This is a genomic window from Streptomyces sp. NPDC101490 (genome assembly GCF_044767145.1).
Taxonomy (GTDB): Bacteria; Actinomycetota; Actinomycetes; order Streptomycetales; family Streptomycetaceae; genus Streptomyces.
The window spans coordinates 349,410-361,160 of sequence record NZ_JBIWNI010000002.1; the positions used below are offsets into that span (position 1 = coordinate 349,410).

Consider the following 11,751-nt stretch of genomic DNA (forward strand, 5'->3'; position numbering starts at 1 on the left):
CGGGTAAGGGCAGCAGCGGCGGGGACGGGAAGCACTCCGGGGACAGGGACCCGGGCACAGCCGCGCCGAGCCCCGACACGGCGAAGCCGAAGGACCCGCCGAAGCACAAGAAGGAAGAGAAGTAGGCGCCCCATGGCCGACAGTTCGAGCGACACCCCACTCCGCGCGATGCTCGATGAAGTGAGCGTGGAATTAGGCGCATTGGAAACCCAGTTCGTTCAAGCCGCGCGGATGGCCCAACGCCACCGGTTCCTGCCCGATCGGCTGTGGGTCGGAGACGGATACGAGCCGTGCGACCGGGCGAGTTCGCCGGAAGCCTGGTTGCGGGCCGCGTACGCCGACGCCCCCGCCGTGACACAGGTCAACGACGGCGAGGACCCCGGAGACGGGGACCGGTGGCCGTCGTCCTCCGCAAGCGCCCCGGAGATCGTGTTCCGGATGCTCCGCATGCTCGACGTGAGCCCCGGACACAAGGTCCTGGAGATCGGCACGGGGACCGGGTGGAACGCGGGGCTGCTGTCCTGTCTCGCCGGTGCGGGGAACGTGACGAGCGTGGAAGTCGACGCCACGCTCGCGGCGGACGCCCGTGAGCGGCTGCACGTGGAAGGACTCGGCGTCGACGTCGTCACCGGGGACGGGGCCGAGGGACACGCGGGCGGCGCCCCGTACGACCGTCTCGTCTCCACCTGCGCCGTGCGGACGGTCCCCCGCCCGTGGCTCACCCAGATGAGACCCGGGGGTGTGATCCTCACCCCGTGGGATGCGCCGTGGACCTGTTACGGGCTGCTGCGGCTGACCGTGGACAACAACGGCAGCGCGTCGGGGCCGTTCTCCCCCTACTCGGCGTTCATGCTCATGCGGAGCCAGCGGCACGACGTCAGACTGTTCCGGGACGTCGTGCGCGACGACCACCGGCCCGACGAATCGACCAGCGCGCTCTCACCGTGGGCGGTCGCCCGTGACGACTACGACGCGGAGTTCGCCATCGGCCTGCTCCTCAGGGACGTGTGGCGGGCCTGGCACGAGGACCCCGGCGTGGATGGCGTGGAGACCCGCCTGTGGGTCGCCACCACCGACGCCACGTCGTGGGCCGCCGTGGACTTCGACGGGAAGTCCGAGGACCGGTTCACTGTCTGGCAGCACGGGCCCCGCCGGCTCTGGGACGAGGTGGAGGCGGCGCACGCCTGGTGGCTGCTGCACGACCGCCCCGGTCCCGGACGGTTCGGTCTCACCGTGACCGCCACGGGAGAGACACCGTGGCTGGACGATCCGGGACGGCCGGTCCCCGCAGGCGGCTGATCGGCGGAATCCGCCCCGCCCGCGCGCCACGTCCAGGGCGCGCGGACGGGGCCACCTTCTTAACCGTCGCTTTCGGCGTCCGGGTCCACCACGAACGAGCCCATGCCCGGCACTGTGGTGATCAGCCCCTCTTCCCTCAGCGCCGCCGTCGCCTTGCGCATCGTCACCCTCGCCACTCCGAACTCGGCCTCCATCCGCACCTCGGAGAGGCGATGCCGGGGCGGGTACTCACCGCTCATGATCCGTCGCCGCAGCACTTCGGCGATCTGCTGCCACTTCGGGCGGGTCGGGTCGAACTCCATCACACGGCGGACCGTACCCATACGCACCCATCATCACATAGATAGCCACGACTACAGATAGCTATAGACAGGTACCTACAGGAGGTTCTACCGTCGGACATGAAACGCCCCGAAGAACCGATTAGGGCCGGTGCTCCGGGGCTCCGCCGATCAGCTTTAGGGAGCTGAGACGACATGCGCGATCTTATCGCCCGCACACTCGTCCGGATGCTTTGCGTGTTCGCACCCCGCCGCCCCGGACGGCACTCCGCCACGTTCCTCGCCCACAGGCCCGGACCCGAGCCCGTTCCCGTGTCGCCCTGGTCCCGCCCGTGGAGCAGCCCCAGCAGGGAGGAAGTCGCCGAACGGTTCCGGTGGGAGGCGGAGAACACTCCCGGCCTCCTGATCATCCGCGAACGACGGCGAGCACTGGACGCGGCCTCACGAGGGCTCGACTATCCGTACACCTACCCCGGCGCCCCCTTCCGCGCCGAACACTTCGCCGCAGCAGGGGTGACCGCATGATCCGGGACGCCCTCATCTCCGACACCGCTCCCACCTCCACCGGAGCCGTGTGTGTCGTCTGCGGGCGATGGACGGGGGTGCCCGTGGAGGTCGGGTACGTCGAGCAGCCCGGCGGTCCGGGGGTGGTCCTCTGGGGGTGCCCGGACGAGATCACGACCGTCGCCCCCGGGCCCATGCCCGGGGAGGGGTGGCGGGCGGCGCGGGTCACGGACGTCCTGGGCGTTCCTCAGGGCAGCACCCTCATCAGGGCTTCCAGGGCACCCTGCCACGCGCTGTCCGGTGGGGTCGCGTAGCCGACGACCAGACCGTCCAGGGTCGGCGGGACCGTGGGGCGGCGGAACTGGTCCACGCCCTGGACCGCCAGGCCGTGCCAGGCGGCGGCCCGCAGCGTCGCCTGCTCCGTGCCCGGCGGCAGGGCGAGGACCGCGTGCAGTCCGGCCGCGATCCCGCTGACCCGGGTCTCCGGCGAGTGCGCGGCCACCGCCGCCACCAACTGGTCGCGCCGCCGCCGGTAGTTCAGCCTGACCCTGCGGACGTGCCGGTCGTACGCCCCCGAGCGGATGAACTCCGCCAGCGCCAGCTGCTCCAGGGCGTTGCCGCCGTCCGTGCCCTTCGCCGCCACCACCTCACCCACCAGTTCCTCCGGCAGCACCATCCACGCCAGCCGCAGTCCCGGCGCCAGCGACTTGCTCGCGGTGCCCAGATAGACGACCCGCTCGGGGTCCAGCCCTTGCAGTGCCCCCACCGGCTGCCGGTCGAACCGGAACTCCCCGTCGTAGTCGTCCTCCAGGACGAAGGCTCCCGAGGAGCGCGCCCAGCCGACCAGTGCCGTGCGCCGGTCCGGCGGCAGCGCGCCGCCCAGCGGGAACTGGTGGGCCGCCGTCATGAGCACCGCCCCGACCGCCCCCGGCTCCCCGCCCGCCAGCTCCTCGACCCGGGTGCCGCGCTCGTCGAACGGCAGGACCGGCGTCCCCAGGCCCGCGCCGGTGAGCAGTCCGGTGTGGAGCCCGAGGCCGTACGACTCGACCGCCACGTCCCGTACGCCCCGGCTCCGCAGCACCTGCCCCAGCAGTGCCAGCCCCTGTACGAACCCCGCGCAGACCACGATCCGTCCGGGCCTGGCGTGCACGCCCCGGGCGCGCGCCAGGTACTCGGCGAGGACCGTGCGGAGTTCGGCCCGGCCGCGCGTGTCGCCGTACCCGAGGGCCTCGTTCGGGGCGTCCGCGAGGGCCCGCCGGTACGCCTTCAGCCACTCGGCGCGCGGGAAGGACGCGAGGTCGGGCGTGCCCGCCTTGAGGTCGTACGAGGGCGTTGGCGTCCGGGGAAGGACGGGCAGGGCGGGAGGGGCCGACCCCGGGACCCCGGCCGCTCCGCCCCCGCCGACCCTGCCCCCGGCCGCTCCGCCTCCCCCGAACCGGCTTCCGGCCACCCGTCCTCCGCCCGCCGTACGCGCGGAGGCCGCCTGCCCGGAAGCCGTACGTCCGGCCCGCGTACGTCCGGTCTCCGTACGGTGAGGGTCCGTGCGGCGGGCCACCCTGGTCCCCGAGCCCTGGCGGGCCGTCAGCCAGCCCTCGGCGACGAGTTCCGCGTACGCGTCGGCCACCGTGTTGCGGGCGATCCCCAGATCGGCGGCGAGCGACCGGGACGACGGCAGCCGCGTCCCCGCCGTCAGCCGCCCGCTCCGGACCGCCTCCCGCAGGGCGTCCATGAGACCGGCGCGCAGCCGTGGGCCGCGCAGTTCCAGATGGAGGTCGGCCCCGAAAGTGGCCCACTCGTTCGCCATGGAAATGGACCATACCCCTGAGCCACCCGGCCCGTACGGTGAAGGTATGACCTCGCACACGGACACCACCGAGACCGCCGGTACCCCCACGCCCGGGAAGGCCGAGTACGCCCACGAGCACGCTCCCCGGCTGCCCTTCGCCGAGCGCGTCCCCGAGTTCTACCGGGCCATGCTCCGCCTGGAGGGGGCCGCGTCGAAGGACATCGACCCGACGCTGTACCACCTGATCAAGATCCGCGCCTCGCAGATCAACCACTGCGCCTTCTGCATCGACATGCACACCAAGGACGCCCTCGCCGACGGGGAGACCGTCCAGCGGATCGTGCAGCTCTCCGCCCTGGAGGAGTCCCGGCACTTCTACACCGAGCGGGAGCTGGCCGCCCTCGAACTCACCGAGGCCGTCACCACGCTCCCCGACGGGCCCGTCCCCGACGACGTCTACGCCCGCGCCGCCGCCCACTTCGACGAGACGGAACTCGCCCGTGTCATCGGTGCGATCGTCGTCATCAACGCCTGGAACCGGATCGCCGTCACCACCCGGCTGGTGCCCGGCCACTACGTGCCGCGCTCGGCGTGACCGGGACCCCGGACGCCGGGCACCTGCGGGCCCTCCACGGGGACCGGGCCGCCACCGGTCCGCTGGTGGTGCCGGGCCCGTGGGACGCGGTCAGCGCCCGCGTCTTCGAGGCGGCCGGGTTCCCGGCGCTCGCCACGCCCAGCGCGGGGATCGCCTCGGCCCTGGGGTACGAGGACGGGCGGACCCCGGCGGCGGAGATGTTCGCGGCCGTGGCCCGGATCGTCCGCGCGGTCTCCGTGCCCGTCACCGCCGACCTGGAAGGCGGTTACGGGCTCTCCCCCACCGAACTCGTCGAGCAGGTACGGGAGTCGGGCGCCGTCGGGATGAACCTGGAGGACACCGGGCCGGACGGCTCCCTCCGGGACCCCGGGGCGCACGCCGACTGGCTCGCGGCGGTACGGGCGGCGGATCCCGGCCTCTTCCTCAACGCCCGCGTCGACACCTACGTCCGCCGGGCGCCCGAGCCGCTGGAGGGGGCGATCGGCCGGGCCCTGCGCTACGCGGCGGCGGGCGCGGACTGCGTCTATCCGATCCTGGCCCCGCCGTCCGACCTCCCGGCGCTCCGCGCCGCCCTCGGCGACCTGCCGCTCAACGCCCTGGCCCGCCCCGGCGGCCCGTCCTTCGCGGAACTCGGCCGCCTGGGCGCGACCCGGATCACCTTCGGTGACGGTCTGCTCCGGCGCGCGGAGCAGGACCTGTCGGCACTGGCGGCGCGGGTACGGGTCGGCTCGGAGGTCTGATCCCCGGGGCCCCCGCACGGAACCGAGGAACCGGTGGCCCCCGGCCCGCCGGTCCGCGCGACCGGAGCCACCGGACCACCGGGCCACCGGGCCGCAGAAGCACCCGACCCGACCACCGGCCCTGAGCGTCCGGTCCGCCCCGCGCGTCCGGCGGGGCGGACCGGACGCTCAGAACGTGCCCGGCGGGGCGGACCGGGCGGTCAGGACGTGCCCGGTGCGAAGAACTCCAGGGCCACCCGCAGGACTTCGCGCTGGTTCGGCCACTCGTCCTCCGGGCCCGCCGCCAGGACCGCGTACTGGGTGCCGTCCCCGGCCGTGAAGGCCCGGTCGACCACCTTGCGGCGGCTGCCGTCGTCCCGGGTGTACACGTACACCAGCTCGGCCGCGTCCGCCGGGGCGTCCGGCTCGCCGGAGATCCGCTCCAGCTGGATCTCCCGGTAGCCGGGCTTGCTGGTGCGGCTGTCCTCGGAGGTCGCGCGCAGGGCCTCGTACGGGGTCTGCCCGCCGCCGGTGACCGCGTAGACCTGGATCAGGCGGGTGCCGTCCGGCGCGGTGTAGAAGACGCTCTGGCCGGACTCGGTGCGGTCCCAGCCCTCGGGGACGGCGAGCGTGAAGCCCTTCGGGTCCTCGACGGCCCCGTAGCCCGGCGGTGGCGTGGCCGCCCCCGAGGCGCCGGGGGTCGCCGTCCCGTCCGTGCCCTCCGGTGTGCCCGTCGTCCCCGTCGTCTCCGTCGGGAAGGGGTCCGTCGACGGTGACGCCGGTTCCGACGAGGGATCCGGCACCGTGGCGGTGCCGGTGACCTGGGGGCCGTCCGCCACCGGGTCCCCCGCGTCGCCGCCCCAGATCAGCCGCCCGCCGACGGAGCCCACGACCAGGACGGCCACGACCGCTCCCGCCACGAGACCCGTCCGCACGGACGGGCGCCCCGCCGGGCCCGCCGGGGCGTCGGCGGGCCCGGCGGACCGCCACCCGCCCTCCTCCGGTACGTACGCGGGGACGCCACCGGGCCCGTACTCCGGGGCGTACGGGGGGACGGGCGGGGTGACGGCGTACTCCGGCGCCCGCACCACGAGCGCCTCCGCGCCCCCGACAGCGGGCCCCGCGTCCCCTACGGGACCCGGCGGGCCCCCGTACCGCTCCCAGGACTGGGTCCCGGCGTTCCAGCGGGCGCCCCCGCCGTCCCGGCCGCCTCCCCCGCCTCCCCCGCCTCCCCCGTATCCGCTCATCTCAGCCACCGAGCAGCGCGCCGACCGCCTGGCCGACGGCCACCCCCGAGGCGAGGATGCCGGTCACCGCGCCCGCGTCCGTGAGGGCGCGGCGCAGCCCGGTCAGCCGTCCGGTGTCCGCGCGGCCGGTGCCCTCGATCTCGTCCTCGGTGTCGGCGAGTTCGGCGCCGAGGGCGGCCGTCGCCTCGGTGGGCACGACGCCTTCGAGGTCGGCGCGGAGCCTGCGGACGGCCCGGAGGAGTTCCTCCTGCGCCGGATCGCGGTGGGGCGCGGCGCCCTGGACGGTGCTGGTGACGGTGTTGTGGTCGCCGATGGTGACGTTGCCGCCGGTGTTGGTGACGTGGACGCCGCCGTGGGCGCGTCCGGCGCCGGTTCCGGTCTCCTGCTCAGCCACGGTTTCCTCCGGTGGTCGTGGTGGTGGTGAAGGTCTTGTTGGTGACGGTGTTGTGGTCGCCGACGGTGACGTTGCCCCGGGTGTTCTCGATGAACGTGGCGCCCTCGGCGACGTGCACGATCCGCTGCTCGAACTCGCCGGTCTCGTAACCCGCTTCGCGCAGCGCGCGCAGGACACCGTTCGCGACCCGGTCCTGCACGCTCTTCAGATAGCGGCTGTGGTCCATCTCCTGGAAGAGCGAGGCCCGGTCGTCGGAGCCCAGCTCGCGGACCGAGACCCGGGGCCCCTCGGGCAGCGCGCGGGCGTGGCCGCCGGTGAGCAGCCGCCAGAGGTGCCCGAGCGAACGGACGACGGTGACGAACGCCTGCACGCCGGAGCGGGGGGTGCGGCCCAGCGCCCACACCGCCCGGCCGAAGCGGTGGTTGTGGCGGTAGCGGTGGGCGATCCGGTCGGCGTACCGGTAGAGCGGCTTCACCGGACGCAGCACGTGCGGCGCGACCTCCAGCATCAGCATCCCGCCCTGGGTGTGGACGCGGACGAAGACGGTGGTGACGACCTCCTCGCCCCAGCCGCCGATCCGGACCCGCAGGAAGTGGCGGCGGACCTCGCCGCCCTCCTCGACGGAGCCCGAGCGGTGCAGCTCGAAGCCCTCGGGGCCGTACGGGGCGGCCGTGCGGGCCGGGAGTCCGTCGACCGGAAGGAAGACGACCTCGTCGATCTCCAGCTCGCGCAGCCGGTCCCGGACGGCCGCCCTGAGGTGCGGCGCGCCGTGCGGCGAGGGCTCGCGCAGGGCCTCCACCAGCGGGACGACGTGCCGCATGACGGCGCTGTTGTCGAGCGGGTCGGCCGGGCCCCCGAGGTCCGCGCGGGGCCGGAGTTCGACGGAGAGCGACCACGGTTCGTACGGTTCGCCCGCGCCGCAGAACGGGTCCTCGGCGCCGTACATGACGAGTCGTTCGCGCTGCTCCGTCCGGACGCGGTCGCGCAGCCGCCGGAACCGGACACCCTCGGCCCGCTCGGCGGGGTCGGACGCCAGGTCGGGGAAGCGGTCGCGGGACAGCTCCTCGGTGAGCGCGCGGGCGAACTGGCCCTGCTGGGTGGCCACCGCCCAGGCGACGAGGCACGGCACGGCCAGGGTGATCCACGCCTCCACCGGTCCGATGCCCCCGATCTCGGCGAGGGCACCGGCCCCGAAGCCGAGGACCGCGAACGCGTCGGTGACGCCGTCGAGCCCCTCCCAGACGTCCTCCTGGTCGCCGAGCGCGAGGAAGAGGAGCAGCAGCGCGGACTGGAGCAGCATCAGCCGCCCGTACCAGCGGAGCAGGAAGGCGGGGACCACCCGGAAGAGGGGCGCGGCGGCGGACCGGCCCCGGATCCAGCGGGCCAGACCGGCCACCAGGAACGGCACGATCAGAAGCATGATCAGGCCCTTGGTGAGCGGCAGCGCGATGATCCAGAGGGCCATGATGCCGAGGGACCAGCCGAGTTCGACGCGGCGGGCGCGCAGCGCGTGGGCGAGGACGCGGGCGGCGTCGAAGCCGAGGGAGGGGGCGGCGAAGCGCTCCTCGTGGACGTACAGCTCGTCGATGACCGCGTCCCGGTACGCGTCGTCGAGGTAGGCGCCCGCGCAGAGCAGCCGGGTGGCCTCGCTGGTGGACGGGTGGCGGCGCGGGTCGACGGGCGACGGGCCACCGCCGGGCGGGATGCCGCCGGACGGAATACCGAACGGGGTGCCGGGCGAGGTGCCGGGCGGTGGGGACTGTGGTGGGACGCCTGGTGGCGCGTTGGGTGGTTCGTCGGGCTGCCTGGGCGGGAAGGACTGCGGCAAAACTCCCCCGATGGTGTGCAACTGCCGTGATGTACGGCCGCCTTGACGGCGGACCGGGGCGTCAGCATAGGGGAGGAGGCGGAGCGGTGTCGGCGGGAATTCGATAGCCGGGCGGGGCGGTGCCGACGGGTGGGCGGAAGCGCGGTCGGCGGGTGCGGTGGCCGGGAGCGCGGGCCGACAGGTGCGCCGGCCGGGAGCGCGGTCGGCGGTGCCGGGGGGGAAGAGCGGGGGCCGGACGGGCGGGGCCACGGAGGCCCGGGAGCCCGGGAGCCCGGAAGCCATGGAGGCCGGGGGCCCGGGAGCCCGGCGGGCATGAGAACGGCGCCCCCGGGCCGTACGGTCGGTCGTACGGTCCGGGGGCGCCGGGCAGGTGGGTCCGGGTGGGACCGGCCTGGGCTCAGGCCGGTCGGTGCCGGACTCGGATCGGGCCGATCGGACCGGCCTCGGATCGGGCCGGTCGAACCGGGCTCAGATCAGGCCGGTCGGACCGGGCTCAGATCAGGCCGAGCTCGCGGACCGTGTCGCGCTCCTCGGAGAGCTCCTTGACGGAGGCGTCGATGCGGGCGCGGGAGAAGTCGTTGATCTCCAGGCCCTGGACGATCTCGTACGCACCGTCCTTGCAGGTGACGGGGAAGGAGGAGATCAGACCCTCCGGGACGCCGTACGAGCCGTCCGACGGGATGCCCATGGAGGTCCAGTCGCCCTCGGCCGTGCCGTTGACCCAGGTGTGGACGTGGTCGATGGCGGCGTTGGCGGCGGAGGCCGCCGAGGACGCGCCACGGGCGTCGATGATCGCGGCGCCGCGCTTGGCGACGGTCGGGATGAAGGTGTCGGCCAGCCACGCCTCGTCGTTCACGGCCTCGGCGGCGTTCTTGCCCGCGATCTCCGCGTGGAAGATGTCCGGGTACTGGGTCGCCGAGTGGTTGCCCCAGATGGTGAGGCGCTTGATGTCCTCGACGGACGAGCCGGTCTTCTGGGCCAGCTGCGTCAGCGCGCGGTTGTGGTCCAGGCGGGTCATCGCGGTGAAGCGCTCGGCCGGGACTCCCTTGGCGGCGGACTGGGCGATCAGGGCGTTGGTGTTGGCCGGGTTGCCGACGACCAGGATCTTGACGTCGTCGGCGGCGTGCGCGGCGATGGCCTCGCCCTGCGGCTTGAAGATGCCGCCGTTGGCGGCGAGCAGGTCGCCGCGCTCCATGCCCGGACCGCGCGGACGGGCGCCGACGAGGAGGCCGATGTTGGCACCCTCGAAGCCCTGGTTCGGGTCGTCGAAGATGTCGATGCCCTTGAGCAGCGGGAACGCGCAGTCGTCGAGCTCCATGGCGGTGCCCTCGGCGGCCTTCACGCCCTGCGGGATCTCGAGGAGGCGCAGCTTGACCGGCACGTCCGCGCCGAGCAGGTGGCCGGAGGCGATGCGGAAGAGCAGCGCGTAGCCGATCTGGCCGGCCGCGCCGGTCACGGTGACATTCACGGGAGTGCGGGTCATGGCGATCTCCGTAAGACAGCTGGCGGTGGGGGTCCCTGCCCCTGGTGCGGGATAGCTCTCTTGATCGATCGGTGTCTCGACATGAAGAGATATCCAGCGGTCAGGCTATCCGACCCGGGCACCACTGAACCCCCACCCCCTTGTGGTCCGCCTCACTGCCACCGGCGCGCCCCGGGCCCGGGGTCACGGGTCCGGTGTCGTGGTGCAGCCCTTGCCGCCGGCCGCGAGGGTGCCGCAGGCGCGCGCGGCCGTGCCGGAGTCCACGGCGACCATCGGGGTGTACGCGCCGGTCGCCGCCGGGCCGGTGCCGCTCACGACGGTGGCGCTCCGCTCGGCGCCGGAGGCCGCGACGGTCACCGTGTCGCCGGGGGCGGCCCCGGCGATCCGCGCCCACGCGGCCCCGCAGGCGCGGCTGTAGCGGACCTCGACCCGGGCGCCGCCGACCTGGGCACCCGCGACGGTGACGGCGAGGTCGCCGCCGCACCCCATGTCCTCCGGGTCCCGGCCCGCGCAGTCGGCGCCCGCGCACTTCACGCCGGGCGGGAGGCTCGGGGGCCGGGTCGTGGGCGGCGCCGTGGCCGGGGGCGGGGCGGTCGCCCGGTCGTCCGTACCGCCGGAGCCGCCGAGGTCGACGAGGAGCAGCGCGGCGGTGACGACGAGCGCCGAGCCGGTGATCCCGGCGGCGTAGAGCAGCGCGGTACGGCGCCGGGAAGCGGGCGCGGAAGGTCCTGACGCGGGAACGGAGCCGGGGACGGGAGTACGAGGTCCGGGCACGGGAGTACGGGGTCCGGGCACGGGACCTCCGGGAGCCGGGCCGGAGGCATGAGGGCCGGAGCCGGGGGCGGAGGCAGGAGTACGAGGGCCGGGCTCGGGCGCGGGACCGGCCGGGGTCCGGAGCGGGCCGCCCCGCCCTGCGCCCGGCGCCGTACCGGGCCGCTCCACCCGCCGGAGGCTCAGGGTGCGGTCGCCGTCGTCACGGCGGGCCCTCCCCTCGCCTCCCCCGGAACGGGCCGCGCCGCCGAAGCCGTACCGCTCGACGTCATCGGCGGACGCCATGACATCTGCACGGTCGGCAGGGTCGGGGTCGTCTCCAGGACCAGGACCGGAACCAGGACCGGGACCGGGACCGGACCCAGGGCCAGGACCAGGACCGGCTTCGTCCCGTCCCGCGCGCTCCGCCTCCGCCCCGAGGGCGGCCCAGGCACGGTCCGCGTGCCGCCACTGGGCCGTCAAGGCCGCCGGGTCACCGCCCGTCGCCTCGGCGAGGGCCATGACGGCGCTGCGGGGTACGGGGAGGAGCGCGTTCAAGTACGCGTCCCACGCGGACCGTTCGTGGCCCGTACGGTCCGCGAGGGCGGTGACCGCGAGGCCGCTGCGGTCCACGAGCCTGCGGATGCGTTCCGTGAACGCGCGGATGTCCGGGTCGAGTTCGCCCGGCAGCGCCTTCCAGCCCGACATACGCGGTCCCCCTTGTCCCGTACCCCTGGTGCCTGCCGTCGCCCGAAGGATGGCAGGTCCACGGCCGGGCCCGCCGCCGGTTCGGCCCCGAGGTGGCGGAATGGTCACTTCCGTGCCACAGCGCGCCGACGGAGCTTGAACACCCGTTGGCACGTAC

The 11,751-nt window shown here is 74.5% G+C and carries 11 protein-coding genes; 4 read left to right on the forward strand and 7 right to left on the reverse strand.

Annotation, left to right across the window (positions count from 1 at the left end):
• Positions 1 to 231 precede the first annotated feature (231 nt).
• Positions 232 to 1,299, forward strand: a complete 1,068-nt coding sequence (locus tag ACIRQY_RS05400) for a methyltransferase domain-containing protein (protein WP_403922567.1) — start codon at positions 232 to 234, stop codon at positions 1,297 to 1,299.
• A 59-nt stretch (positions 1,300 to 1,358) separates the two neighbouring features.
• Here ACIRQY_RS05400 and ACIRQY_RS05405 read toward each other — a convergent pair whose 3' ends face one another.
• A complete protein-coding gene (locus tag ACIRQY_RS05405; protein ID WP_403922568.1) occupies positions 1,359 to 1,604 on the reverse strand; it encodes a GntR family transcriptional regulator in 246 nt (81 codons plus the stop codon).
• Between the two features lie 171 nt (positions 1,605 to 1,775).
• Here ACIRQY_RS05405 and ACIRQY_RS05410 point away from each other — a divergent pair, with 171 nt between their 5' ends.
• Positions 1,776 to 2,105 (forward strand): hypothetical protein, encoded by a 330-nt coding sequence (locus ACIRQY_RS05410; RefSeq protein WP_403922569.1) that lies wholly within the window; start codon positions 1,776 to 1,778, stop codon positions 2,103 to 2,105.
• A gap of 226 nt (positions 2,106 to 2,331) precedes the next feature.
• On the opposite strand, the gene ACIRQY_RS05415 is transcribed toward ACIRQY_RS05410, so the two are convergent.
• The gene (locus ACIRQY_RS05415) at positions 2,332 to 3,888 is read right to left on the reverse strand and encodes a PLP-dependent aminotransferase family protein (protein ID WP_403922570.1); all 1,557 of its coding nucleotides are present in this window, start codon (positions 3,886 to 3,888) and stop codon (positions 2,332 to 2,334) included.
• Between the two features lie 46 nt (positions 3,889 to 3,934).
• On the opposite strand from ACIRQY_RS05415, the gene ACIRQY_RS05420 reads away from it, so the two are divergent.
• Positions 3,935 to 4,465, forward strand: a complete 531-nt coding sequence (locus ACIRQY_RS05420; RefSeq protein WP_351787781.1) for a carboxymuconolactone decarboxylase family protein — start codon at positions 3,935 to 3,937, stop codon at positions 4,463 to 4,465.
• The gene (locus tag ACIRQY_RS05425) at positions 4,462 to 5,205 is read left to right on the forward strand and encodes an isocitrate lyase/phosphoenolpyruvate mutase family protein (protein WP_403922571.1); all 744 of its coding nucleotides are present in this window, start codon (positions 4,462 to 4,464) and stop codon (positions 5,203 to 5,205) included. Before ACIRQY_RS05420 ends, ACIRQY_RS05425 begins: the two co-directional genes overlap by 4 nt.
• A gap of 200 nt (positions 5,206 to 5,405) precedes the next feature.
• On the opposite strand, the gene ACIRQY_RS05430 is transcribed toward ACIRQY_RS05425, so the two are convergent.
• The 5 genes from ACIRQY_RS05430 to ACIRQY_RS05450 all read right to left on the reverse strand — a co-directional run bounded on the left by ACIRQY_RS05430 (position 5,406) and on the right by ACIRQY_RS05450 (position 11,594).
• Entirely contained in the window at positions 5,406 to 6,431 is a 1,026-nt protein-coding gene (locus tag ACIRQY_RS05430; protein WP_403922572.1) for a hypothetical protein, read from the reverse strand.
• Position 6,432: 1 nt separating this feature from the next.
• The gene (locus ACIRQY_RS05435) at positions 6,433 to 6,825 is read right to left on the reverse strand and encodes a hypothetical protein (RefSeq protein WP_403922573.1); all 393 of its coding nucleotides are present in this window, start codon (positions 6,823 to 6,825) and stop codon (positions 6,433 to 6,435) included.
• Positions 6,818 to 8,653 carry a hypothetical protein gene (locus ACIRQY_RS05440; protein WP_403922574.1) on the reverse strand — a complete coding sequence of 612 codons (1,836 nt, stop codon included), beginning with the start codon at positions 8,651 to 8,653 and terminating at the stop codon, positions 6,818 to 6,820. Before ACIRQY_RS05440 ends, ACIRQY_RS05435 begins: the two co-directional genes overlap by 8 nt.
• A gap of 493 nt (positions 8,654 to 9,146) precedes the next feature.
• Complete coding sequence (locus ACIRQY_RS05445; protein ID WP_351787768.1) at positions 9,147 to 10,136, reverse strand: malate dehydrogenase; 990 nt, start codon at positions 10,134 to 10,136, stop codon at positions 9,147 to 9,149.
• Between the two features lie 183 nt (positions 10,137 to 10,319).
• Positions 10,320 to 11,594, reverse strand: coding sequence for a DUF2690 domain-containing protein (locus ACIRQY_RS05450; RefSeq protein ID WP_403922575.1), 1,275 nt, complete (start codon positions 11,592 to 11,594; stop codon positions 10,320 to 10,322).
• Positions 11,595 to 11,751 lie beyond the last annotated feature (157 nt).